General features: G+C 68.8%; 27 protein-coding genes and 2 pseudogenes. 17 read left to right on the forward strand and 12 right to left on the reverse strand.

All coding sequences use genetic code 11. From position 1 onward, the window contains the following. The first annotated feature begins 11 nt into the window (after positions 1-11). The 6 genes from AC07FT_RS32635 (at position 12) to AC07FT_RS32660 (ending at position 6,830) form a co-directional block, all read left to right on the forward strand. Entirely contained in the window at positions 12-797 is a 786-nt protein-coding gene (locus AC07FT_RS32635; RefSeq protein WP_479179669.1) for an ABC transporter permease, read from the forward strand. Positions 798-879: 82 nt separating this feature from the next. Continuing rightward, positions 880-2,322: an adenosylhomocysteinase gene (ahcY, locus tag AC07FT_RS32640; RefSeq protein WP_479179696.1), complete on the forward strand. Its 1,443-nt coding sequence runs from the start codon at positions 880-882 to the stop codon at positions 2,320-2,322. A gap of 15 nt (positions 2,323-2,337) precedes the next feature. After that, on the forward strand, positions 2,338-3,300 hold the full coding sequence (locus tag AC07FT_RS32645; RefSeq protein WP_479179670.1) for a cupin domain-containing protein: 963 nt from the start codon (positions 2,338-2,340) through the stop codon (positions 3,298-3,300). 11 nt (positions 3,301-3,311) lie between these two features. After that, on the forward strand, positions 3,312-4,601 hold the full coding sequence (locus AC07FT_RS32650) for an aminotransferase class III-fold pyridoxal phosphate-dependent enzyme (RefSeq protein ID WP_479179672.1): 1,290 nt from the start codon (positions 3,312-3,314) through the stop codon (positions 4,599-4,601). A 100-nt stretch (positions 4,602-4,701) separates the two neighbouring features. Then, positions 4,702-5,292, forward strand: coding sequence for a hypothetical protein (locus AC07FT_RS32655; protein ID WP_479179673.1), 591 nt, complete (start codon positions 4,702-4,704; stop codon positions 5,290-5,292). Between the two features lie 98 nt (positions 5,293-5,390). Further along, positions 5,391-6,830: a cellulase family glycosylhydrolase gene (locus AC07FT_RS32660; RefSeq protein WP_479179674.1), complete on the forward strand. Its 1,440-nt coding sequence runs from the start codon at positions 5,391-5,393 to the stop codon at positions 6,828-6,830. A 28-nt stretch (positions 6,831-6,858) separates the two neighbouring features. Here AC07FT_RS32660 and AC07FT_RS32665 read toward each other — a convergent pair whose 3' ends face one another. Next, a complete protein-coding gene (locus AC07FT_RS32665) occupies positions 6,859-7,560 on the reverse strand; it encodes a FadR/GntR family transcriptional regulator (protein WP_471206244.1) in 702 nt (233 codons plus the stop codon). A gap of 279 nt (positions 7,561-7,839) precedes the next feature. Here AC07FT_RS32665 and AC07FT_RS32670 point away from each other — a divergent pair, with 279 nt between their 5' ends. The 4 genes from AC07FT_RS32670 to AC07FT_RS32685 all read left to right on the forward strand — a co-directional run bounded on the left by AC07FT_RS32670 (position 7,840) and on the right by AC07FT_RS32685 (position 12,283). Then, on the forward strand, positions 7,840-9,081 hold the full coding sequence (locus tag AC07FT_RS32670; RefSeq protein WP_479179675.1) for an aminotransferase class V-fold PLP-dependent enzyme: 1,242 nt from the start codon (positions 7,840-7,842) through the stop codon (positions 9,079-9,081). 87 nt (positions 9,082-9,168) lie between these two features. Next, positions 9,169-10,470, forward strand: coding sequence for an ABC transporter substrate-binding protein (locus AC07FT_RS32675; protein WP_479179676.1), 1,302 nt, complete (start codon positions 9,169-9,171; stop codon positions 10,468-10,470). Continuing rightward, complete coding sequence (locus AC07FT_RS32680) at positions 10,467-11,450, forward strand: carbohydrate ABC transporter permease (RefSeq protein ID WP_479179678.1); 984 nt, start codon at positions 10,467-10,469, stop codon at positions 11,448-11,450. The genes AC07FT_RS32675 and AC07FT_RS32680 overlap by 4 nt, the downstream gene beginning before the upstream one ends. Continuing rightward, positions 11,447-12,283 (forward strand): carbohydrate ABC transporter permease, encoded by an 837-nt coding sequence (locus AC07FT_RS32685; protein WP_471206232.1) that lies wholly within the window; start codon positions 11,447-11,449, stop codon positions 12,281-12,283. The genes AC07FT_RS32680 and AC07FT_RS32685 overlap by 4 nt, the downstream gene beginning before the upstream one ends. 194 nt (positions 12,284-12,477) lie before the next feature. Here AC07FT_RS32685 and AC07FT_RS32690 read toward each other — a convergent pair whose 3' ends face one another. Continuing rightward, positions 12,478-13,011, reverse strand: a complete 534-nt coding sequence (locus AC07FT_RS32690) for a hypothetical protein (RefSeq protein ID WP_479179679.1) — start codon at positions 13,009-13,011, stop codon at positions 12,478-12,480. A 29-nt stretch (positions 13,012-13,040) separates the two neighbouring features. Then, entirely contained in the window at positions 13,041-13,235 is a 195-nt protein-coding gene (locus AC07FT_RS32695; protein WP_479179681.1) for a hypothetical protein, read from the reverse strand. 139 nt (positions 13,236-13,374) lie between these two features. Between AC07FT_RS32695 and AC07FT_RS32700 the strand changes: the two are divergent. Then, a pseudogene (locus AC07FT_RS32700) lies at positions 13,375-13,473 on the forward strand (transposase); the annotation flags it as partial. A gap of 218 nt (positions 13,474-13,691) precedes the next feature. Beyond that, positions 13,692-14,375 carry an SDR family oxidoreductase gene (locus AC07FT_RS32705; RefSeq protein ID WP_479179682.1) on the forward strand — a complete coding sequence of 228 codons (684 nt, stop codon included), beginning with the start codon at positions 13,692-13,694 and terminating at the stop codon, positions 14,373-14,375. A 70-nt stretch (positions 14,376-14,445) separates the two neighbouring features. Here AC07FT_RS32705 and AC07FT_RS32710 read toward each other — a convergent pair whose 3' ends face one another. Both AC07FT_RS32710 and thiS read right to left on the reverse strand, forming a co-directional pair. Further along, entirely contained in the window at positions 14,446-15,237 is a 792-nt protein-coding gene (locus tag AC07FT_RS32710; RefSeq protein WP_479179683.1) for a thiazole synthase, read from the reverse strand. 1 nt (position 15,238) lies between these two features. Beyond that, the gene (gene thiS / locus AC07FT_RS32715) at positions 15,239-15,439 is read right to left on the reverse strand and encodes a sulfur carrier protein ThiS (RefSeq protein ID WP_479179684.1); all 201 of its coding nucleotides are present in this window, start codon (positions 15,437-15,439) and stop codon (positions 15,239-15,241) included. Between the two features lie 904 nt (positions 15,440-16,343). Here thiS and AC07FT_RS32720 point away from each other — a divergent pair. Beyond that, positions 16,344-16,532 (forward strand): annotated as a pseudogene (locus AC07FT_RS32720) (glutathione S-transferase family protein); the annotation flags it as partial. Positions 16,533-16,600: 68 nt separating this feature from the next. Then, positions 16,601-17,113, forward strand: a complete 513-nt coding sequence (locus AC07FT_RS32725) for a hypothetical protein (RefSeq protein ID WP_479179685.1) — start codon at positions 16,601-16,603, stop codon at positions 17,111-17,113. A 37-nt stretch (positions 17,114-17,150) separates the two neighbouring features. Here AC07FT_RS32725 and AC07FT_RS32730 read toward each other — a convergent pair whose 3' ends face one another. After that, positions 17,151-17,858 carry a GAF and ANTAR domain-containing protein gene (locus AC07FT_RS32730; protein WP_479179687.1) on the reverse strand — a complete coding sequence of 236 codons (708 nt, stop codon included), beginning with the start codon at positions 17,856-17,858 and terminating at the stop codon, positions 17,151-17,153. Positions 17,859-18,034: 176 nt separating this feature from the next. Here AC07FT_RS32730 and AC07FT_RS32735 point away from each other — a divergent pair, with 176 nt between their 5' ends. Continuing rightward, positions 18,035-18,322 (forward strand): YiaA/YiaB family inner membrane protein, encoded by a 288-nt coding sequence (locus tag AC07FT_RS32735; RefSeq protein WP_431776357.1) that lies wholly within the window; start codon positions 18,035-18,037, stop codon positions 18,320-18,322. A gap of 43 nt (positions 18,323-18,365) precedes the next feature. Here the strand turns inward: AC07FT_RS32735 and AC07FT_RS32740 are convergent, their stop codons facing one another. The 3 genes from AC07FT_RS32740 to AC07FT_RS32750 all read right to left on the reverse strand — a co-directional run bounded on the left by AC07FT_RS32740 (position 18,366) and on the right by AC07FT_RS32750 (position 21,156). Further along, positions 18,366-19,235 (reverse strand): NmrA/HSCARG family protein, encoded by an 870-nt coding sequence (locus tag AC07FT_RS32740; protein ID WP_479179689.1) that lies wholly within the window; start codon positions 19,233-19,235, stop codon positions 18,366-18,368. 345 nt (positions 19,236-19,580) lie between these two features. Further along, positions 19,581-20,243 (reverse strand): hypothetical protein, encoded by a 663-nt coding sequence (locus AC07FT_RS32745; protein ID WP_471206214.1) that lies wholly within the window; start codon positions 20,241-20,243, stop codon positions 19,581-19,583. A gap of 319 nt (positions 20,244-20,562) precedes the next feature. After that, positions 20,563-21,156: a TetR/AcrR family transcriptional regulator gene (locus tag AC07FT_RS32750; RefSeq protein ID WP_479179690.1), complete on the reverse strand. Its 594-nt coding sequence runs from the start codon at positions 21,154-21,156 to the stop codon at positions 20,563-20,565. A gap of 70 nt (positions 21,157-21,226) precedes the next feature. Between AC07FT_RS32750 and AC07FT_RS32755 the strand changes: the two genes are divergently transcribed. Further along, positions 21,227-22,075 (forward strand): SDR family NAD(P)-dependent oxidoreductase, encoded by an 849-nt coding sequence (locus AC07FT_RS32755; protein ID WP_479179691.1) that lies wholly within the window; start codon positions 21,227-21,229, stop codon positions 22,073-22,075. Positions 22,076-22,186: 111 nt separating this feature from the next. Here the strand turns inward: AC07FT_RS32755 and AC07FT_RS32760 are convergent, their stop codons facing one another. The 3 genes from AC07FT_RS32760 to AC07FT_RS32770 all read right to left on the reverse strand — a co-directional run bounded on the left by AC07FT_RS32760 (position 22,187) and on the right by AC07FT_RS32770 (position 24,524). Then, positions 22,187-22,999: a DeoR/GlpR family DNA-binding transcription regulator gene (locus AC07FT_RS32760; RefSeq protein ID WP_479179692.1), complete on the reverse strand. Its 813-nt coding sequence runs from the start codon at positions 22,997-22,999 to the stop codon at positions 22,187-22,189. A 347-nt stretch (positions 23,000-23,346) separates the two neighbouring features. Continuing rightward, positions 23,347-23,706 carry a Zn-ribbon domain-containing OB-fold protein gene (locus AC07FT_RS32765; protein ID WP_479179694.1) on the reverse strand — a complete coding sequence of 120 codons (360 nt, stop codon included), beginning with the start codon at positions 23,704-23,706 and terminating at the stop codon, positions 23,347-23,349. A 146-nt stretch (positions 23,707-23,852) separates the two neighbouring features. Next, positions 23,853-24,524, reverse strand: a complete 672-nt coding sequence (locus AC07FT_RS32770) for a TetR family transcriptional regulator (protein ID WP_471206326.1) — start codon at positions 24,522-24,524, stop codon at positions 23,853-23,855. A gap of 154 nt (positions 24,525-24,678) precedes the next feature. Between AC07FT_RS32770 and AC07FT_RS32775 the strand changes: the two genes are divergently transcribed. Next, on the forward strand, positions 24,679-24,957 hold a 279-nt coding region (locus tag AC07FT_RS32775; protein WP_479179695.1), incomplete at its 3' end, for an electron transfer flavoprotein subunit beta/FixA family protein.

Genomic DNA, 24,957 nt, shown 5'->3' on the forward strand with positions numbered 1-24,957 from the left:
AAGGCCCAGCCGTGGAACCCCTTCTCGTCATCCGCCACAGCGCCGCCAACGCCTTCGCCGATATGCGGGCCGTCTACACCTGGCGGATCTGGACCTTCGGCTGGCTCGGCCGGATGCTGGCCCAGGTCACCTTCTTCACCCTGCTGGGACGCGGTGGCGACGAGGAGCACCTCGCCTATCTGGCCCTCGGCAACTCCCTGATGACCTGCGCCCTGGAGTGCATGTCGGTCGTCGCCTCCACCACCTGGGAGCGCATCTCCGGCACCCTGCCCCTCCTGGCCGCGGCACCGGCCCGACCGGTCTGGGTCTTCTTCGGACGGAGCCTGCAGTGGCCGATCAGCGGCAGCGGGACCTCGGTCGTCGCGCTGCTGTGTCTCGCCCCGCTGTTCGGTGTCTCCTGGGCGCCGGCCCAGATCCCGGTGGTCGTCCTCCTGGTCGTGCTGACCGCCCTGACGACCTATTGCTTCGGGCTGTTCCTCGCGGCGCTCGTCCTCAACGCCAACGGTGTGCGCAACATCGTCTCCAGCGCCGCGTATCTCGTCATGATGATCGTGTGCGGGGTGAACGTGCCCGTCTCCCACTGGCCCGCCCCGGTCCGGCTGCTGGCCGATCTCCTGCCCCTCACCCACAGCCTGCACGCGCTCCGGCTCGTCGGGGACGGCGCGGGCGCGGGCCCGGTCCTCGCCGCGGCGGGTCTGGCCCTGCTGTGCGGGGCGCTGTGGCTGGCGGCGGCCGGGGTCGCGTTCGACGTGTTCATGAACCGGGGGCGGCGCTCAGGAGGCAGCGATCACTTCTGACTCGCGCGCCGACGCCGGTACTCCGCAACCGCCCCCGACCCGAAAGCAGACCGCCATCGTGACTCCCTCCACCGACACCGACATCGCCACTGCCACTGCCACTGACGCCGCCACCGCCCTCGCCACCCGCGAGGATTTCGCCGTGGCCGACACCGGTCTCGCCGCGGCGGGCCGCCGCGCCATCTCCCTGGCCGAGCACGAGATGCCGGGCCTGATGGCGCTGCGCACCGAATACGGCGCACAGCGGCCCCTGTCCGGTGTCCGCGTCACGGGTTTCCTCCATCTGACCGTCCAGACCGCCGTCCTCATCGAGACGCTGATCGCGCTGGGCGCCCGGGTCCGCTGGGCGGGCTCCCACCAGGACTCCGCCCAGGACGAGGCGGCGGCGGCGCTGGCCGCCGGACCGCATGCCGTCCCGGTGTTCGGCTGGAAGGGCCAGAGCCGCGAGGAACTGTGGTGGTGCGCCGACCGCGCCCTGTCGTGGGAGGACGGCGGCGGACCGGACATGCTGCTGGACGACGGCGCCGGGATGACGCTGCTGATCCACCACGGCGTCGCCCACGAGGCCGGGCGTGATCTGACCGCGTCCGTACCGGCCCTGCCGCCCGAGGCGGCCCGGCTGGTGCGGGACCGCAGCGCGGCCGACCCGGGCCACTGGAGCCGCACGGCGGGCAGGGTGCGCGGGGTCAGCGAGGAGACCACCACCGGCGCCCGGCTGCTCCACCAACTCGCCGACGCCGAGGCGCTGCTGTTCCCCGCCATCAGCGTGAACGACTCGGTGACCAAGTCCAAGTTCGACAACCGCTACGGCTGCCGCCATTCGCTCGTCGACGGGCTGAACCGGGCCACCGACACACTCATCGCGGGCAAACTGGCCGTCGTGTGCGGCTACGGAGACGTCGGCAAGGGCTGTGCCGAGGCGCTGCGCGCCCAGGGCGCCCGGGTCGTCGTCACCGAGATCGACCCCATCTGCGCCCTCCAGGCCGCCATGGACGGCTACCAGGTCGCCGCTCTGGAAAGGTTCCTGGAGGAGGCCGACATCGTCATCACCGCGACCGGCGCGCCCCGGGTCGTCACCGCCGGCCATATGAGCCGTATGAAGCACCAGGCCATCGTCGGCAACATGGGGCACCTCGACGCCGAGATCGACGTCGCCGGGCTCCAGGGCTGCGGCACCGCCCACCGGGTGCCCATCAAACCGCAGGTCGACGAGTGGGTCTTCGACGACGGCCACGCCGTCATCCTGCTCTCCGAGGGACGGCTGCTCAACCTCGGCAATGCCACCGGTCATCCGTCCTTCGTCATGTCCAGTTCCTTCACCAACCAGGTGCTCGCCCAGCTCCACCTGGCCACCGCCGTCCGGCCGACCGCCGTGAGCACCCTGCCCAAGGTCCTGGACGAGAAGGTCGCCCGGCTCCATCTGGGCCATCTGCGCATGGAACTCACCACGCTCTCCGAGGAACAGTCCCAGCACCAGGGCATACCTGTGGAAGGCCCGTACAAGCCCGACCACTACCGGTACTGACTTCGGAGCACTCCCATGGCACAGCACCCCGCATCCGCCCTCCCGGCGGCCACCGCCACCGCGCTGACCGGCGCGCTGCGGCTGACCGACGACGGGCCCGACGGCTGGTTCACCGGCCCCTGGTACGACACCACCCTCGCCGACGGCACCTGTGTGATGCGCCGCCGGACCCTGCTGCGCACACCGGTCAGCGCCTCCGTCTGGCGCCGGAGCACGGCCGACACCGTCCTGTTCTTCCACACCGGGACCCCCGCCGCCGTCGTGACCTCCGGCCCCGGCGCAACCGACACCACCGTGCTGGGCGCCGACGCGGCCGTCGGCCAGGTGGCGCAGTGCACGGTGCCCGCGGGCACCTGGCACGCCCTCGCCCCGCTGGCCGAGGAGTCCCTGCTGTGGAGCGAGGCGTCGGTGCCCGGCGACGCCGAGTGGCAGACCGCGGAACCGGCCCGGCTGCCGGACCCGGTGCCGCCCGCGGCGGATATCCGCGCGCCCCGTGCGAGCGGCACCACGGCGGAACTCCTCGGCATGACGGCGCATGTCGAGGGCGGCTACTTCCGCGAACTCTACGAATCCGCCGGCACCGTGCACACCCCGAGCGGGACACGGCTGTTCGCCAACACCATCCACTATCTGCTGGACAGCCGGTCGCCCGTGGGCCATCTGCACGGCAACGTCTCCGACATCACGCACTTCCTGCACTCCGGCGGCCCGATCACCTATCTGATGCTCGCTCCGGACGGGCGTCTGGAGCAGCAGGTGCTCGGCTGGGACGCCGACCGCGGCCAGGTCCCGGTCCTCACCTGCCCGGGCGGCTGGTGGAAGACCAGCTTCCTGCCCGAGGGCGTGTCGGAGGGGCTCATCAGCGAGATCGTGGCCCCGGGTTTCGACTTCGCGGACCAGCGGATGGCCACCGCCCAGGACCTCGTCCACGCCTCCCCCGATGACGCCCGGCGCCTCGCGCCCTACCTGAGCCACTGACGGAGGACCCCATGACCACCCCCGCCATGCCCGTCCGCAACGTGGCCACCTCCGGCCCGGCCACCGGAACCGACGGACCGGACCTGCTGCGCCGGGCCCACCGGGTCATCCCCGGCGGCGTCTGGGGACACAACCGGTACCCCGCCGCGTACGACCCCGACGCCTATCCGGCGTTCGCCGAACGCGGTGAGGGCGCCCGGCTGCTGGGCACCGACGGCCGCTGGTACAACGACTTCCTGTGCGGCTACGGCGCCATGATCAACGGATACGGGCGCCAGGAGATCGACGCGCCCGCCGCGCGCCGCGCCGCGGGCGGCCCCACACTGACCACCGCCACCCCGGCCTCGGTGGAACTCGCCGAGCTCCTGGTCGACCTGGTGGACGGCGCGGACTGGGCGACCTGGGGCACCAGCGGATCCGACGCCACCTGGACCGCCCTGCTGCTGGCCCGTGCGCACACCGGCCGGCGGACGGTCGCCGTGGTCGACGGCGCGTACCACGGCTCGCACAGCTGGTGCGGCTGGTGCAACGCCCCGCACGGGCGGCACACCGACGACCGCGCCACCGTACTCACCCTGCCGTGGAACGACATCGGGGCGCTCGACACGCTCTTCGCCGCGGAGGGCCACCAGCTCGCCGCGGTCATGATCACGCCCTTCCACCATCCCATCCCGGGGGCGTCCGAACTGCCCGATCCCGCCTGGCTGTCGGCCCTGCGCGCCCATTGCGACCACTGGGGCACCCTTCTGATCAGCGACGACGTACGAGCCGGTTTCCGGCTGGACCTGCGGGGTTCACATACGGCGTTGGGCTTCTCCCCCGATCTCGTGTGCTTCTCCAAGGCACTGGGCAACGGCTGGCCCATCGCCGCGGTGGTCGGACGTGCGCGGCTGCGGGCCGCCGCCGACGAGATGTTCCTGGCCGGCACGTTCTGGAACTCCTCCCCCGCCATGGCCGCGGCGGCCGCCAACCTCGAACTCCTGCGCCAGGAGGACGGCGTCGCCCGGATGCGCGAGGCGGGCGAGGCGTTCGGCTCCGGCCTCGTACGGCTCGCGCAGCGCCACGGCGTTCCCCTGCGGATCAGCGGACCGGCCGCCATCCCCACCGCCACCGTGGACGGGGACGAGGACCACGCCTGGATGCGGCGGTTCGCCGTCCACATGGCGGCGCAGGGCACCCTCATCCATCCGATGCACAACTGGTTCGTGTCCACCGCCCATGACAGCGCCGTGGTCGAGGAGACCCTCGCACACGCCGACACCGCCATGGCCCGGACCCAGGAGGAGGGACCGGCCGCGTAACGCGAGGGCCTCCCCCGAAAGAGCGGAATCGGTCAAACCGGGTGACACGGGTGACGGTGCGTGGGACCTTGTTACCGTCAATGACGACAAGGGGGGATATATGCCCAAGTTCGCCAAGACCGACGCGGAAGCGGACGCCGATCTGCGGGAGTTCTGTGACTCCATCGGCTTCGACCCGGAATGGATCACCCCGGAGCAGTGGGCCACGACCATCAGGATCGCCCGCGACAAGGACACGGGTTACGAGGAAGCCCATAAGTGCATCATCGGCGACCGTGACGACATGACGAAGGCGAGCGCGAAGAAGGTCCGGCTCGAGAAGCTGAACGGCGACGCCAGTGATCTGCTCGACGTGGTCGAGGGCGACCCGGTGTTCAACGGATCGATCGTCCTGGACGTCCTCAAGGAGTGCGCACAGGCGTATGTGGGCGGGCAGCGGGTCAATCTGGGGCTCGGTGGCTCCCCCATGCACAGCAGCCGCTACGCGGAGCTGCGGAAGCTGTGGGACAAGGCCGCCAAGCGCGCCGTCGGCGGTGTCTTCACCGACTTCGTGAGCCACGCGCCGCAGGACAAGGCGGCCCTGGGCAAGGGCAATGTGGGTGGCACCCTCGACAAGCGCGGGGTGCAGGGCAATCTGCTGGTGCGGATCGACGGGGTGCGCTTCAACATGCACATCGACATCGCCTCCTGATCACGCCGCCACCCGGACCCGGCCACCGGGCCACGTTTCAGTTCGAGGCCCGGTGGCCATCTGTTCGAGGGGGGTCGGCGTGACGATGGGGAGGGACCATGGTCAGGTGCGGGTTCACGGTCCGAGCGGGAGTGGTCCTGGCCACCGTCCTCGCACTGCTCTCCCCGGGCGCCGCACGGGCGGACGCGCCGTCGCCGCCGACGTCCGCACCGCCACCCCTCACCGATGACCGCGGACGGACGCTGACCCTGCGCGGCTGGAACGTCGAGGACAAGACGCACCGGGGCGCCGACGCGCTCAGCGCCATCACCGAGCGGCACTTCCGCGATCTGCACGACCAAGGCTTCAACTTCGCGCGTCTGCTGGTCTTCTGGGACGATCTGGAACCCCGGCGCGGCCACTACAGCGGGCGCTACCTCCGCTCGATCGAACGGATCCTGGACTGGGCCCACCGCTGGCGCGTCCAGGTCGTCATCGACGCCCACCAGGACGTCTTCGGCCCGGAGTTCGGCCACCGCGGAATCCCCGAGTGGGCCACCCGCACCGATGGGCTGCCCTTCACCCCGCATCCGGAGGACTGGTTCGCGGAGTACTTCGAACCGGCCGTCCAGGCGGCCTTCGAGCACCTCTACGAGGACCGGGACCTCCAGCGGGCCCAGGCGAGGATGTGGCAGGTGCTCGCCCGGCGGCTGGGCCACCACCCCGCCGTACTCGGCTATGACCTGATCAACGAGCCCATGGGGCGGCTCCGTCCGGGCGAGGACCTTCCGGCGGCCGCCCACCGCATCGAGTCCGGGCAACTGACGCCGATGTACAACCGGATCGCGGCCGCGATCCGCACCGTCGACCGGCGCGGCCGGCTGTTCGTCGAACCGACCCCGATCGTCGGCGAGGGGCTGCCCACCGGCCTCGGCCGCGTCCATGACCCGAAGGTGGTCTACGCACCGCACTTCTACAACGCCACCATGGAGGCGGGCGGTGACTACGACCCCTCGGCGCGCTGGCTCGAGGACTACGAGAGCGCCGTCACCGGCTATCCGGCCGAGCAGCGGATACCGGTCGTCGTCGGTGAATGGGGCCCGCGGAACAGCTCGTTGCCTCACATGGGGCGGTTCTACGATGACGCCCTCGCCTCGCTGGACCGCTACAGCTCGGGCTGGGCGGGGTATGTGTGGTGCTACGGCGGCGGGTACTGCGCCATGGACGAGGACGGCCGCTTCCTCCCCAACAAGGGGCGCACCGCACGTCCCTTCGCCCCCGCCGTCGCGGGCTCGGTGCGCCGGCAGCACTTCGACCCCGCGACGGACACCTTCCGGCTCGTCTACACCCCCTCGGGGCGGTCCGGCGTCAGCGAACTGTCCACTCCGGCCACGGCCGCGGGGTGGCGGGTGACGGTCCGGGGCCCGGCGAAGGCCCGGCCGTCAACCGTTCCGCCGGGAGAGCGGGGCACGGTGCGCGTCACGACGCGGCCCGGTGCCTCCGACGAGGTCACGGTCACCGTCACGGCACGGAAGGGGAGTCAAGGACGCACCGGCTGACCACAGTGCCCGGCTGCCGCCGGGTGGCTCAGCCGGGGGTGCCGTTCTCCTCGATGGGCGGCATATAGGCGCGCAGCCACCGTTCCGTCTGGGACACATGCGCCTCCGCGGCGCCCGCGGCCGCGCCGGGGTCGCGATCGGCGATCGCCTGGGCCAGTACCCGGTGGTCCTCATCGCTCTTGCGCCGCAGTTCGGGTCCGTCGGGCAGATTGAACACCTGGTACTTGCGGGACCGGGCACGGAAGACGGCGAGCAGGGACATCAGGGTCGGGTTGCCACCGATCCTGGCGATCTCGGCGTGGAAGCGGTGGTCGAGCTCCGAGGCCTCGGTGGGGTCGTCGGTCGCCTCCATGGCCTCGATGAGCGAGAAGAGCGTCCCCACCGCTTCCGGGGTGGCCCGCGCGGCGGCCTTCGCCGCGATATGCGCCTCCAGCACACGCCGGATCTCATAGACCTCCAGCAGTCCCGTCAGCGGCAGCAGTTCCAGCGTCAGCGAGAGACTGCCGATGATGTCCTCCGGCCGGAGCTGGGAGACGAAGGTGCCGGAGCCGTGGCGCGGTTCCACCACCCCCAGGGCGGCGAGCATCCGCACGGCCTCGCGCAACGAGCCGCGGGAGACGCCGAGTTCCTCGCAGAGGTCCGCCTCGGGCGGAATGCGCTCGCCCGCGCCGAGACGTCCCGACGCGATCATGTGCCGCAGGCCGTGGAACGCCTTGTCGACTGCTGACATCCGACTCCTCCTTGCCGGGCCGAGCCCCGTCGACCGACCCCACCGACCGGCTCCGCGACCGGCCTCGCTGCACTGTAGCGAGGCGGTGGACGGCAGCTCTCGGCCGGAGTCATCAGATGTCTTCCATGCATTGATCGGGATTCATCTGATGACTATCCCGTGCAGACCCCTTGTTCGCGCAAATTCCCTATGCCAGCATGCGGAGTCATCATACATGTCCTGGTCGCGATCTGCTGTCTCCCGAGGAGGAGGGGGTGGGTCCCGTGGATGGGGAGTCATGTGAGCGAGACCGAGGTCACCACCGCGCCGCGCCCCCTGCTGCTCGCCGACGGCCGGCCCGCCGCACGGGCCTGGTCGCTGGACCCCGCCCTGCGCCATCTCAATCACGGTTCGTTCGGGGCGGTCCCGCTGGTGGCGCAGACGCGGCAGAACCAGCTGCGCGAGGAGATGGACCGCTCGCCGGTGGTGTGGTTCCCCGCGCTGCCGGGGCGCGTCGCCGCCACCCGGGTCGAACTCGCGGCGTTCCTGCGGGTCGACCCCGGCGACCTGGCCCTGGTGCCGAACGCGAGCGCGGGCGTCAGCACCGTCTACGCAGCGCTCGCTCCGCGCCCCGGCGGGGAGATCGTGGTCACCGACCACGGCTACGGGGCCGTCACCATGGGCGCCGAGCGGCTGGCCCGCCGCTGGGGCGGCCGGGTGCGCACCGCCCGGGTGCCGCTGGAGGCGGACGCGGAGCGGGCGTACGAGGCGGTGATGGCCGAGGTGGGCGACGCCACCGGCCTCATCGTCGTCGACCACATCACCTCCGTCACCGCGCGCCGGATGCCGGTGGACCGGATCGGCGCCGAGGCCCGGCGGCGCGGTATCCCCCTGCTGGTGGACGGTGCGCACGCGCCCGGGCTGATCGCCGAGCCGCTCTCCGGTGTGGCGTGTGACGTCTGGGTCGGCAACCTGCACAAGTGGGGGTGCGCGCCGCGCGGTACCGCGGCGGTCGTCGCCCGCGGCCCGCTGCGTGAGCACCTCCACCCGTTGATCGACTCATGGAGCGCCACCGATCCGTACCCCGACCGCTTCGATCAGCAGGGCACGCTGGACGCCACCTGCTATCTCGCGGCGCCCACGGCGCTCGGCTTCATCGAGCACACCTGGGGCTGGGAGACCGCCCGCCGCTACATGGACGACCTGGCCGGTTACGCCGAGCGGATCGTCGGGGCCGCGTTCAGCGGACCCACCGGTGACAGCGGCGCCGTCGACGTCGGGATGCCGGTCCCCGGTATGCGGCTGGTCCGGCTGCCCCCGGGACTGGCCGCCACTCGCGAGGAGGCCGACGCCCTGCGCGACCGGGTGGCCGGGGAACTGGGCGTGGAGACGGCCTTCACCAGCTTCGGCGGCGTCGGATACCTGCGGCTGTCCGCACATGTCTACAACACGGCCGCCGACTACGAGTACTTCGCCGAATCCTGCGTTCCCGTCCTCGGCGCGTGGGCCTCCGCGGCCCGCACACACCATCGCGCGCCGTAGCGACACATCCCCCTGCGTCCCGAGCCGCTGCGAGCGCGGCGTTCATCCCAGGAAACCCCCAGGAAGTCCCAGGAAGAGGTCGGCACGATGAAGAGAAGGACGGCGGCTCTCGCCCTCGCCACAGCCGCCACGATGATCCTCACCGGCTGCTCCACCATGAGCCCCGGTGAGAGCGGAACGGTCACCCTCAACATGGTCGAGAGCCTGACGAACCCGGCCCGGAGCGACCTGCTCAAGGAGCTCATAGCCGACTTCGAGGAGCGGAACCCCAAGATCAAGGTCAATCTGATCTCACCGCCCACCGAACAGGCCGACCAGAAGATCCGGCAGATGCTCCAGTCCGGCAGCGGTGTCGATGTCCTCGAGGTGCGGGACATCACCGTCGGCCCGTGGTCGAACAACGGCTGGCTGTACGACATGAAGAAGGACCTGGGGGGCTGGAAGGGCTGGAAGGCCATGACGGAGAACGCCGTCAAGGCCGCCGAGGACACCAAGGGCCGGACCTACTTCGTGCCGTACGGCTTCTACGGGCTGAGCCTCTTCTACCGCACTGACCTGATCAAGGAGGCGGGCTTCAGCAAGCCTCCCGCCACCTGGGACGAACTGCTGGAGCAGGCCACCGCCATCCACGATCCCTCGAAGCGGCGGTACGGCTACGCGTTCCGGGGCGGGGCCAACGCCAACAGCAACGCCACCGCCGTGATCGAGGCGTATGTCGCCGACAAGATCGACACCAGCAACGGCTACAAGCTCGCCAACGGCAGGACGATCTTCTCCGCGCCCGAGGCGCAGGACGCCCTGAAGACATATCTGAAGCTCTTCAAGGAGGCGTCCCCCAAGTCATCCGTCTCCTGGGGCTATCCGGAGATGGTCGAGGGGTTCTCCAACGGCTCCACCGGCTTCCTGCTCCAGGACCCCGAAGTGATCGCCACCGTCTCGGAGTCCAAGTCGGTGGCGAAGGACCAGTGGGACACCGCCCCGCTGGTGGCCGGTCCCGGCGGCAAGACCGTCCAGCCGCTGGCCACCGCCGGATGGGGGGTCGCGGACGGCAGCGACCACAAGGCGGCGGCGGTGAAGCTGGTGAAGTTCCTCTCCGAGGGCAAGGCGTCCACCTCCTTCACCAAGAAGAACAGCCTGGTCCCGATCCTCAAGAGGGCGATCGACGACCCCTTCTACAAGACGGGTCCCTGGTCCAGCTACGTCACCATGACCGAGCATCCGGACACCTACCTCAATGTGAGCCAGCCGCGCGGGGTGGCCTGGTGGACCGAATGGGAGCAGAAGGCCGACGCCGATGTGCAGAAGATGGTGCTCGGCAAGATGACGCCCAAGGAGCTGCTGGCGGGCTGGGACGCGTACTGGACCACGAAGTGGCAGCGGGAGAAGTGAACATGCCCGCCACTCCCACGAAAGTGCCGGGACGCTCGTCCCTCCCCCGGGGCGGCTCGCCCGCCCCGGGGGCGGTGCGCGGCCGTCGGCGCCCGGAGTTCACCACCCGCCGTGGTCTGATGATCGCCGCCTTCATGGCCCCGGCCGCGATCTTCGTGGCGGTCTTCACCTACTACCCGATGGTCGCCGGCAGCCAGATGGCGTTCCGCAACTGGAAGCTGACGGATCTGACCGACACCTCCTGGGTAGGGCTGAAGAACTTCGGCGATGTCTTCGGCGACCCCATCTGGGGCACGGTGCTGAGCAACTCGGCCCTGTGGGTGTTCGGTTCGATCGTGCCCCAACTGGTGATCGGCTTCGCACTCGCGCTCTGGCTGCGCCGCCGGTTCCGCTTCCGCGGGCTCTACCAGGCGCTGGTCTTCTTCCCCTGGGCGATCTCCGGGTTCCTCATCGGCATCCTGTTCCGCTGGATGTTCAACAGCGAGTTCGGCGTCGTCAACGATCTGCTGCAGAAGGCCGGTCTCATCGACGAACCCGTCGCCTGGCTGGCCGATCCGAAGATGGCGATGATCGCCGTACTGATCGCCAACATCTGGTACGGCGTCACCTTCTTCGCCATCATGATCCTGGCCGCGCTGCAGTCGATCCCCGACGAGCTGTACGAGGCGGCGGCCCTGGACGGCGCGAGCCGGACACGCACCCTCTTCCAGATCACCATCCCCTACATCCGCACCACTCTCGCGCTCACCGTGCTGCTGCGGATCATCTGGATCTTCAACTTCCCCGACCTGATCTTCGGAATGACCGGTGGCGGACCCAACAACGAGACACAGATCGTGACCACCTGGATGATCAAGATCACCCAGCAGGGCGACTACGGCAGGGCCTCCGCGCTCGGTCTCCTCGTCGTCGCCACGCTGCTGGTGTTCGCCGTCTTCTTCCTGCTGGCCACGCGTGAGAAGCGAGGGGTGAAGCGATGATCGGCAAAGCGACCGCGGCCGGCCGGACCGCGCGGTTCGCCTTCCTGGGGCTGTGGCTGGTGTTCACCGTGTTCCCGCTCTACTGGATCACGATCACCTCACTCAAGGCCCCCGGCGACATCTTCGCCTTCCCGATCGCCTACTGGCCCGAGCACCTCTCCCTGGAGAACTACCGCGCGCTCTTCGGCAAGGCCGACTTCGGGACCTACGTCACCAACAGCCTCCTCGTCGCGACGGTCGCCGGTGCCGTCGCCACCGCCATCTCGATGCTCTCCGCGTACGTCCTGGCGCGCTTCGAGTTCCGCACCAAGTCCGCACTGCTGATGGCCGCCCTGGTCACCCAGATGATCCCCTCCTTCATCGCCCTGGGCCCGCTCTACCTCCTGATGACCGACCTCCAACTGGTCGACAACCGCCTCGGGCTGATCCTCGTCTACATCGCGGTGTGCATCCCGTTCTGCACGGTGATGCTCCGAGGCTTCTTCGAGAACATCCCGGACGCCCTGGAGGAAGCCGCCATGATCGACGGCCTCTCCCGCTTCGGAGCGCTCTTCCGGGTGCTGTTCCCGGTGATGAAGCCGGGCATCATCGCCGCCTTCATCTTCAACTTCGTCAACTGCTGGAACGAACTCTTCCTGTCCGTGACCCTGCTGAACAGCGACAGCAACAAGACCGTCCCCACCGCCCTCAACGGCTTCATCTCCAGCTTCAACATCGACTGGGGCTCGATGTCGGCGGCGGCCGTCTTCACCATCCTCCCCACGATGCTGCTGTTCGCCTTCGCGAGCCGCCATATCGTGCAGGGGCTGACGTCGGGGGCGGTGAAGGGGTGAGGGCGCGGCCGGTTCGGTTCGCCGGCTGCGCCTCTTGTATCGGCCTGGCCGCGCCGGCTCGCACGACGACCGCCTCCGACGGATAACGGGGTCGTACGGTGGGACACCGGACGGGTCCATTCCAGTCACGGACCAGCGCCCGCCCCCACTGTCTCCCCCAGGGTCCTTGAGGAGTGATCTCGTGTCCGGGTTCGTCATGCCAGCCCGAGGGCGGTGAGGGGCCGCAGGTGGTCTCGGGCAGCGTGGCGGAGGGCGGCGGCGATGTTGGTGTGGCCGTCCTGGCGGTGGATGCCGATGGCGAGGTTGCGCAGGCTTGCCCAGGTCTCGCTGCTCCAGGCAGTCAGGCGGCTGCGCGCGATGAACGCGGAGGTCGAAGTCGTCGCTATCCGCCGCTGACGCAGAGGGCCGCATCCTCGCCTGCATGCTGCCGAGTGGAGCCAGTCGGTGGCACGATGGCGCGGTCGAAGAACGCTGTTGCCGGTTCTGTCCGGGGTGGATGCCGGTGGTGGAGTGGGTGCTTCGGCCTCAGCGTCGGTGTCTGTTTCTGCCGCGTCGTCGGGCTCCGGTGCGCTCTGGCGGGTCACGAACTGGGAGACGATGCCACGCTCATACAGAGCTCGGCGCAACTCCCATTTGTGGTCGTGTCGGTGCCGGCCCGCTTCGCGTTCGCGTTTGGTGGGCTTGGCGTTCCAGATGGTGTCGACCCAGGCGCCGTTGAGGGTGCCCATCCTCGAGTTGATCGAGGAAGTCGAGCCCGTCATCCCAGTCCACCCGATCGGCCCGTTCGAGGAAACCTCAGGCGGTGGAAGCCGACGATGAGCCGTTCGCTGAGGCGGTGGTCGTCGTGGTCCTGGCAGCCGAACAGCCGACCGGGAGTGTTCGTGTAGAGGGCGAGGGCATCGGTCATCCTTGTGCGGGTGATGCCGTCGTTGTAGAGGGCGGTGATGCGCACAGTATCGCTGCCGGTGGCGGCCGAGCGTGGTCGAGCTCGGCGCGGGCGACAGCGTCCTTGGTGGGGCGGGTGAGTTCGGCGGGTGTGGGTTCGAAGGTGACCTGGGTGATCTTGGGGCGGGTAGAGCGATCGGTCAGTCCGGGCCAGGGCTGGCGGGACCAAGCTGACGGGCGAGGGCGGGTTGCTGCCGCAGCTGACGAAGAGGATCCTCGAGTCCGCCCTCGAAGGCGATATCACTGCCGGCAAGCCTTGATCAAGGTGCGATGTATCGGCATCACCCCAGGCCACGCGGGAAAACAAGAAAAGAAGGCATCGCAGGTCAACGAGGTGACACGGACCCCATAACCGCGAGAGTCGAGAGCATCACAGCTGTCGATAAATACGCAGAGATGGATACGATTGCATATGAAAAGGCGCGGGAGGTGCCAGGTGGAGCGACCGTCGGCAAGGATACATATGGTCACGGGTGCCGGATCCGGCATCGGTGCGGCAGTTGCCAGGCGCCTGCATGCACGCCGGGATGATCTTTGGTTGCTGGCCCGGAACCCGGAGCGGGCCGCGGATTTGGCCGAGACATTTCCTGGTGCCAGGGTCGTGGTGGCGGACCTTGCCCAGCCAGCGGAGCTCGCTACGGCTCTAGAGCGTGCGGGGCTACCGAGCTGGCTGGACTCGCTCGTCCATGCCGCGGGCTGTCTGACCGTTGGTCGGGTCGTCGAGGTGCCCGCCAGCCTCTGGGAAGCGACGCTGGCGGTCAATCTCATCGCGCCCGCGGAGCTGACCCGGCTCGTGCTGCCCGCCTTGCGGTCCACACGAGGGCATGTGGTGTTCGTCAACTCAAGCGCCGGTCTGAGCACGCGCACGGCCTTTCCCGTGTATTCGGCGTCCAAGTACGGGCTCAAGGCACTGGCCGATACTTTGCGGGCAGAGGAGCACGGCAATGGTGTACGTGTGACCTCAGTGCACCCTGGCCGCACGGCCACCCCCATGGGAGAGCAGGTGCTGCGGTACGAGGGACATGACTACGAACCCACGCACCTGATCAGTCCCGAATCTGTTGCGACGGCCATTCTGACAGCCATCGACCTGCCTCGGGACGCCGAACTGGCCGACGTCACGCTCAGACCGGCCCGGCAGTCGTAACGCCAAGCCTGCCGCCGCTCAACCAATCATGGTGGCGATGCCTGCGACCCACCCGGCAGCTTCTCGATAGTCACTGTGGGCTCTGCAGGACGGCGTGGCCGGTCAGCGGTGAAGAGGCGACGGCTTCGCGGCGTTTGGGGATCCGCGCGGCCAGGTGGGCAAGTCTGCCCGCCTCGATGGCTTTGCGCATCGCCGTGGCCATATGTAGGGGGTTGCCTGCGCCGACAATGGCGGTAGCGGTCGCGACGCAGGCACAACCGAGTTCCATGGCTTGAGCGGCGTCGGACGCGGTGCCGATGCCTGCGTCAACGATGACAGGGACGCTGGACTGTTCCACGATCATCTCGATGTTACGTGGATTCGCGATGCCGAGACCGGAGCCGATGGGGGAGCCCAGCGGCATCAGTGCGGCGCAACCCACCTCTTCCAGCCGCCTGGCCAAACCGGGATCGTCGCTCATGTAGGGCATGACGACAAACCCTTCGGCAGCGAGCTTTTCAGCTGCGGTGAGCAGTTCGCGCGGATCGGGCATCAGATAGCGTGAGTCTTGCGTGATTTCGAGTTTGACCCAGTTGGCACCGGTGGCCTCCCGGGCGAGCCGGGTCGTCAGTATGGCTTCCCGCGCGGTTGCGCATCCCGATGTGTTGGGTATGACGCGAACGGCATGTCGGCCGAACACGTCGAGGATCGATGGGCTCGTAGGGCCTGGTGGCTTCCTGCGTATCGCCGCGGTGACAAGCTGGGCTCCGGATGCCGACAGCACTCTGTCCAAGAGGTCCAGGTCACAGTTCTCGGTCGAGCCGAGCATGAGTCGTGAGGTCAGTTCTACACCGTCGATGAATAGAGGATCGCCAGCACTCATGTCAACCTCCCTGCATCGCGGTTACGATTTCAATCCGATCGCCTTCGGTCAGCGGAGTGGAGTCCCAGAGCGATCTCGTAAGAACGGTTTCATTGACGGCGACAGCGACACCTTGGCGGGAAGATGAGTGCTCGTCGACGACGCCACCCACTGCCGCAGAATTCGAGACTTCTTTCGGTTCTCCGTTTACCATGATTTTCATGGCGAGTACTCCTAGTGGCTCGTGTTCCGGTTCGAGTTGATTGAAACGGAACTGCCGTTCTCCTCCCCTGCAAGCCTCGCGACTTGTGACCTTGCGGAAGTTGAGAAGGCAACTTAACCGTTCCATCTCAGTAGTTCAAGTAGTTGTTGACGAGGTCCCTCACCCGGGTCTGAACAAGTCGGACCTTCACGAAGAATCTGATCGACGGTCAATCCATCTCATCAGCCGTCGGTCCACAGGGCCCTTGAGAAGTGATCTTGTGTCCGGGTTCGTCATGCCAGCCCGAGGGCGGTGCGGGGCCGCAGGTGACTCCGCAGGTCAGCGAGTTTTTCCCGCGGGTCGGCGACTGGAGGAGTCCCCCAGTCGCCGAAGGCATGACGGCATACGGGAAGATGGGCGCGCAGGCATGGACTCGCTCGGTGCTCATACGGACCCGACACCACATGATCACCAGCAGCCATTCCTGTTCTGCGTCCAGGGTCGCTGCCGACAGAAATCGACAAGCCGTCACATTCAGTGCTCAGCAGGCGAACCGCCCACCTCCCGACTTTTCAAGGACCCCGCTTACGTGACGCCGATTCACTCCCATTTCAGGCGAAGGGGTCTGAAATGACGTCCACAATCCAACCCCTTCCAACTCTGTGCGCTGAAGCACCTTCGATGCGCTCGGATTTCGTGAGCCAATCAATTCAACATACTTCCGGCCGAAGTAGTTGACCGGAAAGAGTCCGGGTAGCTACTGTGAGAAGTCTCCGCCAACAGCCCGGATACTAGGTTCTCGCTCCATGGCCTTGCCCCAGTATTCACACTTACTGTAGACGCCCCCCTCAATGCCGAACCTTGCAGCGCACCAGCGCGGCGGGCTCACCACACTTCCCACCAAGACGCGGGCCTCCGAACGCCCAAGCGCCACTGCTACCAGGTGCACACCGACATCAACCCCCGGCGCATCGTGCCGCTCGGCCCCGATCTCTCGGGGTGGTCGGCCCCGCACGGACGGGAGGAGCTGGGCGGGCGCCCGTTCGGTGACGGTACGCCACCGGGTCCCGTACCCCCGGAGGAAACGGTCCCCGAGGCGGGCCGCGCCTCCTGAGGACGACGCGGGGCCACACTCACACACGCTCCCCGTATCCGATGAGGCGCCTTGATAAAGTCCGATCTATGCCCACATCATCGGTGATGTTCGTGAGCGATGGCATCTTCGGCATCACGGATGATGTCGAGGAACCCTTCGGTACGGCCTGTTGGTCGGCCGGGCTGGCCGCGCCCATGGCATACGGGGCATGGGTGCGTACCGGTATCCACACCGGCTTCGTGAAGATCGGGGCCGAGGCCGCCGACACGGCCCCACCCGAACAGACGGCTTCGTGGGAAGAGGTCGTCGAGATCAGTGTGCGGTCGGTCGAGGGAGAGCTGCGGGTGGCCTCCGCCCATGACGCCGTTCTCACCGAACTTCCGGTGCTCAACTCCCGGGGGCCGGGCTGGTACCGCGTCAGGGTGCACGCCCGGGGACGGGCGTCGAACCCCGGCGGGACGAACACCGTGCCCACCGAGCGCTATCTCGTCACCGCCTGGCCGCAGGAACCGGCGCCCCCCGTGGTGCTGCGGAGCAGTCCGCTGATCGAGGAGACACAGCTCGCACACGCCGATGACCCGCCGTGGGAGCGTCGGTAGCCGTGCGCACCCAGGCCCGGCCGGGGAAGCGCCCGGGTCAGCGGGCTCCGGGGATCCGCCCGGTCGTGACGACCGTGTGGGCGACGTCCCGGAGCTTGATGTTCTGGTCCTGGGAGCTCTTCTTCAGCACCTCGAACGCCTGGTCATCCGTGACCTTGAAGCGCTCCATGATGATGCCGAGCGCCTCGCCGATCTCGTTACGGGTCTCCATCGCGGTGTGCAACTGGGCGGTGCTGCGGGCACTGGAGAAGGCCACCGCCGCATGCGAGGCGAGGATCCAGCCGACGTTCTCGGAAGTGGCGGTGAAGACACCGGGCCGCGAGGAGTACATGTCGAGCGCCCCCAGGGAACCCTCCTCGGTGAACAGGAGGAACCCCATCATGCTGCCGACGCCCAACTCCCGGGCCCTGGGGGCGTAGCGGGGCCAGCGCGGCTGGCTCTCGGTCATGTCCTCGATCCGGTAAGCCTCGTGCAGGGTACGGGCCGCGTCGAAACACGGGCCCTCCCCCGCGTCCTGCTGCGCCGCGTCGGACTGGTGCACCAGATCGCTGCTGGCCGCCAGTGTCCGCACACTCTTCCGGTTCTCCAGGATGAGCACACCCGCGTTCTCACACCCTTCGACCAGGTTCACGGCGTGCCGGACGATCTCGTCGAGAGTGCTCTGCACCGAGGGCTGCGCCAGCAGCGTCCGTGACATCTCCGCCACCGCCACCGCGAGCTCTTCCCATGTGCGCTGCTCTCCCATGAACGTCTCCTACTCCGGTCTTTCCGCCACCACCTGGGCCGGGGCCAGCTTTCCACACCGCGTGGCGGGCCCTGTCCGGGCACGCCACAGCCCGTCACACGGACGGGGCGGTCTGAGTACGTCCCTGAGTATCCGGACGGATGCGGGGTCCCGCACATACCCCGATTCTTGTCCGTATGAGTGACACACCGGTCAAACAGCAGAGTACGGCGGCGTTCTACGGTCAGGCGGTCGCCTCGTTCTCCGTCGCCATGGCGGCCACCGCCGTCGGCATCTTCCGGCTGGAGGCCGACGCCTGGGTGCGCGGTTTCCTCGCCATCGCCGTGCTCTACCTGGTGACCTCGGCCTTCACCCTGGCCAAGGTGATCCGGGACCGGCAGGAGGCCGGACAGATCGTCAGCCGGGTCGATCAGGCGAGGGTGGAGCGGCTGCTCTCCGAGCACGACCCCTTCGAGAAGCTGTGAGCGCCACCGCCGGGAGGTGTCGGCCGGCCCGCCCCCGGGCGGCTCACCCCTCCCAGCGGTGCCCGCGCAGATAGTCCTCCAGCGACAGCGTCCCGGGGCGCTCCTGCCGCAGCCGCGCGAGGTCGGCCGCGTAGCCGGTGGTCTCGAACCAGCGGTTCATCACATACATCTCCTCGCCCTGCCGGGCGCGGAAGTCCTCCCAGGAGACGCGTCGCACCTGAACCGCCCGTCGCAGCACCCGGGCGAAGACCTCGGCGGTCCGCGTCATGGACAGCTCGTCACCGGCAAGATCCACCGACCGCCCCTTCCACTGACCGGGTCGGCTCAGGGCCAGCAGGGTGAAGGCGCCGATGTCCTCGACGCTGACCTGCTGTACGGGACGGTCCGGTGACAGCGGTGTCTCCAGGACGCCGTCCATGAGCTCGGACCGGCGGCCCTCCCAGTTCTCCATCAGGAACACCGGCCGCAGAACGGTGTACGGGAGCCGGCTCCGCGCGAGGTGCCGCTCGATCTCGTACTTGCTGTCGAAGTGCGGGATACCGGTGTTCCGGTCGGCGCTGCCCACCGAGCTGAACACGAAGTGGTCCACACCCGCCTCTTCCGCCAGGTCCACCATGAGCCTGCCCTGGCGCACCTCGCCCTCGTAACCGGCCTCGAAGAACTGCGTCACACAGAACACCGCGGCCACCCCGTCCAGGGCCGCGCGCAATGAGTCCGCGTCACCCAGGTCCCCGGCCACCACCTGCGCGCCCCGGTCCGCCAGGGCACGGGCGGCCGGTTTGCCCGGGCTGCGGGTCAGCGCCCGCACCGGCCGGCCCGCCGCCAGCAGATGCCGCGCGACGGCTCCTCCTTGCTGCCCGGTGCCTCCCACCACCAGCACCACGCGGCGCGGCTCTTGCCCATCAGTCGTCATCGGGGCCCACCTCATGACACATCCCGCGTGGCCGGCCGCTCCACGAGCGACCCTGGCCCGCACCGGCAGCAACGGTCCATCGGTACCACCGGCCACCCGTCGGCCAAACCCGGCTCTCCTCACCACCGCCACCGGGCCCGGACATGGGGATGCGGTCCGTGTCGGGCGCGATCGCGCTCAGCACGGACCGGCGAAGTCCGTATGACGGGGTGGTCTCCCCCGCCCTGTCCCCCAGAGACGGCCGTCAGACGTCGGGCTGGTCAATCCCGAAGCGACTGCTCAACCGCCGTGCCGCACCGACCGAGGTCATCCGGTCGTCGGCATCATCAGCCGTGCCGCCGCGGTCTACTTGGCGAACACCGCTTTCCCGTTGCCCTCACAGGACGCCTTCTCCGCCGTGGTCATGGGACGGCTGCGGACGACGACCGAGCTGTTCTTTCCGCCTGTTCCGTTTTCCGCCGGGCTGGTGATGGTGTCCGGCACGAACCAGTAATAGTGGTCCCACTTGGGGCTGTCGTAATGCGTCTGCCATTCACCGGAGACGTCCCGCATCAGCTGGGCACGGGAGATCCATGCGACTTCCCCGGGCTTCGCCGTCACGTTCTGCTCGTCGGACTCCGTCGACTCTCTGGTCCAGGTGTGACCATAGGTCGTGGTCACACTGAGATCGACGATGTCCATGATTTTCGCACCGACGGTGATGGAAACGCCGATGGAATCGGTGGAACCGACCTTCTGCGTCCAGCTCAGCTTCTTGGTGCTGTCCGAGGTGCTGCAGTTGTAGAGGGTGTCCGAGACCTGCTGGAAATTGCCGAGGTAGGGCTCACCGAGCTGAGGTGAGTTGAAGGTGCACTTCCCCTCACCGGATTCGCAGTCCGCCAGCAGCTGCTCACGCGTGGGCTCGTCGGCCGCCGACGCGACCACCGTCCCGGCCGTCGCGAGCCCGCAGGTCGCTAGGGATATCACTAGCATCCGGCCGGCGTTCCGCCTCATGTGGCGCAGGGCCATGTGAACGCACCTTTCTCTTGCCATCCGACGGCACGCCAACAGACCCCACCGGCGGACGGCGAGGGGGGAGGCGTACGACCTCAGATGGAAGATGGAATCCGCGGAAGAAGTCCCTCCGCGTGAAAAGAGTTTCTACCATAAACAGGTAAACCGCGGAAGGAGCGTTCACACCTGACGCATCGTCAATAAGACGCCGCAGCAGGCCGGACGGGATTTCGATCGGAGTGCGGAGTCATTGCATAAGTCTTCAACGATGCATGTACATGAAGGATTGAATAAGGAACATCGACGCCGCGGTAAAGAAGAGAACTGATCACCTTTACGCCGGAGGCCGCAGACCGGCCAGGAGAACCCGGAGGGCCAGATCACTGGCCTCGTCGAGCGGGGTCTCGTCCAGCAGACCGCCGACGGCCAGCACGGCGAGTCCATGCACCGTGGAGAACGCGATCTGGGCGAGGCGGGCCGGGTCGCCGGGGCGGACGGCACCGGCCGTCTGCGCCTCCACGAGCAGCCGGGACGCGATGTCCAGCGCGTGATGGCCGAGCTGGCGCAGCTCCTCGCTGGACCGCTCCTCGTGTTTCGCGGCGAACATCAGGTGCAGCAGGGCGTGACGTTCGACCGCGAACCCGAGGTACGCCCTGCCGAGTGCCTCCAGCCGCCGCTCGACCCCGCCGGGACCGTCCGCGGCCTCGCCCAGACGCCGGTTGAACTCGGTGAAACCGCTGACCGCGAGCGCGTCGAGAAGGGCCTGACGGTCGCGGAAGTGCCGGGTCGGGGCGGCGTGGCTCACCCCGAGGTCACGGGCGAGACCACGCAGGGAGAGCCCGGCGGGGCCGGACTCGGTGAGCACGGCCTCGGCGCGCTCCAGCAGGGCGGCCCTCAGGTTGCCGTGATGGTAGGACCCCTCGGCCACGGTGATCTCTCCTCGCTGTCGCCGGTCGATGCCGTCGATCAATGTTGTCGGTTGACTACAATGCTGGCAGGTGCCTACATTCATTATCCCGTACGTCGTCCAGCCCCAGAACGCGGAGTGTCCGACCATGCCCACCATGACCTACCGGGGAACCACGGCCCTGATCACCGGCGCCAGCGCCGGTCTGGGGGAGGAATTCGCCCGTCAGTGGGCCGAGCGCGGCGCCGATGTGGTGCTTGTCGCCCGTCGCCTCGACCGGCTGGAAGCCCTCGCCGGGACGCTGGAGCGGAACCACTCCATCACCGCCACCCCGATCGCCGCCGACCTCTCGCGGCCCGGGGCCGGAGCGGCCCTGCGGGCGGAGCTCGACGCGCGCGGCATCACCGTGCAGACGCTGATCAACAACGCCGGATTCGGAAGTCACGGCGCCTTCCTGGAACAGGACCCGGAGCAGATCAGCCGCATGATCCAGGTGAACATCGGCGCGGTCGCCGACATCACCCGCGCCTTCCTCCCGGATCTGGTGTCCGACGGCCGCGGCGCCCTGGTGACGGTGGCCAGCACCGCCGCCTACCAGCCCACTCCGGCCATGGCGGTCTACGGCGCCACCAAGGCGTTCGTGCTGAGCCTCACCGAATCGCTCGCCTACGAGAACCGCCGGTCCTCGCTGCGCGTGCTGGCGGTGTCTCCGGGACCGGTCGACACCGAGTTCTTCGACGTCGTCGGCAACCAGGACGCCGCCGTCGGACGCGTGGCGACCCCCGCCCAGGTGGTCACGGCGACCCGCCGTGCCCTGGAGCGCCGCAGCACCCCGCCGAGCACCGTGGCGGGACTGGGCAACCGCATCTCGGCGGTGGCGTCCCGGTTCGCGCCGCGCCGGGTCGCCCTCGCCGTCGCGGGCCGCGCGCTCAAGGGCTGAGCGCCGGACACGGCCCGGTCCGCCCGCGAGGCTCGCGCGGACCGCACAACGCCGGGGCCGCGGCGGCACCATGACGGGACGACGACGGGGGCGGACCGGCGGCCGCCGGGGTCAGCTGGCCCGGGACCCGGATTCCGGGGCGGGGGGCGGAACCACGACCAGGGTGGTGGTCACACCGCTCTCCCTCAGCCGCGCCACCGCGGCGGCCTCGGCGTGGGAGTCGGTCACGATGGTGTGCACCGCCGCGGCGTCGACGATCTTCGCGCGGTGCACCCGGCCGAACTTGGAGCTGTCGGCCACCACGATGGTGTGGTCGGCCTGTTCCAGCATCGTCCGGTCGACTTCCGCGCCCCGGACACTGTGGCGGGTGAGTCCCTTCTCGGGGCTGATGCCGTCCACCCCGATGACGGCGAAGTCGAACCGGTAGGAGCGCAGCGTCCGTTCGGCACCCCGGCCGACGAGATCGTTCGAGAGGGGACGTGCCTGTCCGCCGGTCACCACCACCTGGACCCGTTGCCGGGAGAGCAGCGAACCCACCGTGTCGAGCCCGTTCGTCACCACCGTCAGATCCGGCCGTCCCGCCAGGTGCTGGGCGACGAAGCGCACGGTGCTGCCACCGCTCAGCGCCACGGTCAGCGGGCGGCGGGGGATGAGGGACGAGGCCAGGGCTCCGATGCGCTGTTTGGCCTCGGTGTTCCGGGCGTGCCGGAAACTGACCGGCATCTCGGTGCTCTGCCGGGCCGCGGCGATCTTTCCGTAGGACCGGAGCAGCAGGCCCTTCTCCTCCATGAGGGCCAGATCGCGGCGGACCGTCGGACCGGAGACCTTGAGCAGCCCGGGCAGGGTGTGGACCTCGACCTCCCCGTACCGGGTGAGCAGCCTCATGATCACGCACATGCGTTCCTGGCGCCGGTTCTCACTCACCGGACGCTCCGCGCGGGGCGACGCACCGGGAGAGGGTGGGGCGGGCGGCGGGCGTAAGCCCGGCCCGACGGGTCGGGCGGGTCAGTCGGGCGCGACGGGTTCGAGGGTGAATGCGCGTTACCTAAGCTCATGGAGTGTTCTGTGGGGTGTGGCTTCCACCCTGCAAGACCGGGACCCGTGAGCGGATCAGGGGAAACCACTAGTTCCCCTGCGCCGTTCACCGGGAGCGCACCAGGGTGCCGTCGGCCCGCCGCCGCGTCCGGCGCCCCATGCGAAACGGCCGGTGGTGCTGTCACCACCGGCTGTCTCCCGCACGGCCCCCGGCCGTGTTCCGCCCGCTCGAACCGTCAGAGCCGGGGGTCGCCCTCCCTCGCGTCGCACAGCTCCAGGACGACCTCTCCGGCGTCGGCGCGGGCACCGCGCGCGGGCCGCACCATGGCGCCCGTGTACACCAGATGGGGTGCCGCGCCGATGACCCGGCAGGACACCACGAAATCCTCGGGGAAGCGGACCAGGGCCTTGTTGCGCGCCGGGCCGGTGCCGGGCTGGACGACCCGGGACCGCATCACGACGCCCGGTCCCGCGCTGTGCTCCGTATCCAGGTCGCTCGACGCGCACACCGGACACAACAGTCTCCGGAACGACGCGGTGGCGCACCAACGACACCGCTGATAGGCGAATCCCGCTTCGGTTTCCGTCGGCGTCATGACGCCGATCCCGCTCCCGGACATCTCCGACATCCCTCGGCCTCCCGCGCTCGCCCGGCGCATGCCGGGCTGTGGCCGCGCCGCCTCCGCAGCATATGGCACTGAGTGCCGCGCAAGGAAGAGACTGAGTACCCTTCGCTGGGGATTCAGTCGTCCCGCAGGGCCGATTCCACCCGCTGGATGACGCGCCACATGGGTGCGCCCTTGGGCGCGACCATGACGACGACCTCGTCGTCCTCGGCGGCGGGGGCGGGGGGCTGCGGAGCCGCGGCCCACATGGTGCGCACCAGGTCGAGCGCCTGGTCCACGGCGGCTTCGGCATCGCCCTCGCCGCCCGAGCGCAGCCAGGAGCGGAGCCCGTTGTTGTGCGCGGCCACCACCGAGGCGGCGGCGACCTCCGCGCGCAGCGCTCCGTTCTCGGCGCCGTTCCAGCGCTGCCGCAGATACCCGGCGAGCGTGCGCTCGTAGCGGCGCACCACGGACAGCTCGTACGTCCGCAGCCCCGGCACCTCACGGGTCAACCGGTAGCGCTGGACGGAGAATTGGGGGTCGGCGGCGTACAGCCGCAGGACCAGCCGGGCGCCGTCGCACACCACGTCGATGGCGTCGCGCTCATCGCTCGCGGCGTCGAGGAACGCGGTCATATCGGCCAGGCAGCTCTCGTGGTCCGGGAAGACCGCGTCCTCCTTGGACGGGAAGTACCGGAAGAAGGAGCGCCGCCCGACCCCGGCCCGCGCCACGATGTCGTCCACGGTCGTCCGTTCGAACCCACGCTCCAGGTACAGCTGGAACGCGGCGTCGGCCAGCACCTCCCGCATGGGTGCCTTCTTCCGTGCTCCGGTGACCTCGCCCGCCTCGCTCATGCCGGGAACGTAGCACCGCGCGGGCCGTTTTGGCACTACGTACCTTTACAGAGGGAACTGAGTGCCATACGTTGGCATCCTTACGACACTCTGAGCGAGGAGAGCCGGCGTGAGCTTGAGGATCGTTGTCTGTGTGAAGTACGTGCCCGACGCCACCGGTGATCGGCATTTCGCCGAGGACCTGACTGTCGACCGTGACGATGTGGACGGTCTGCTCTCGGAGCTGGACGAGTATGCGGTCGAGCAGGCGTTGCAGATCGCGGACGAGGCGGATGACGCGGAGATCACGGTGTTGACCGTGGGTCCGGAGGATGCCAAGGACGCGTTGCGCAAGGCGTTGTCGATGGGTGCGGACAAGGCCGTGCACGTCGAGGACGACGATCTGCAC

The organism is Streptomyces sp. NPDC045899, from assembly GCF_056431485.1.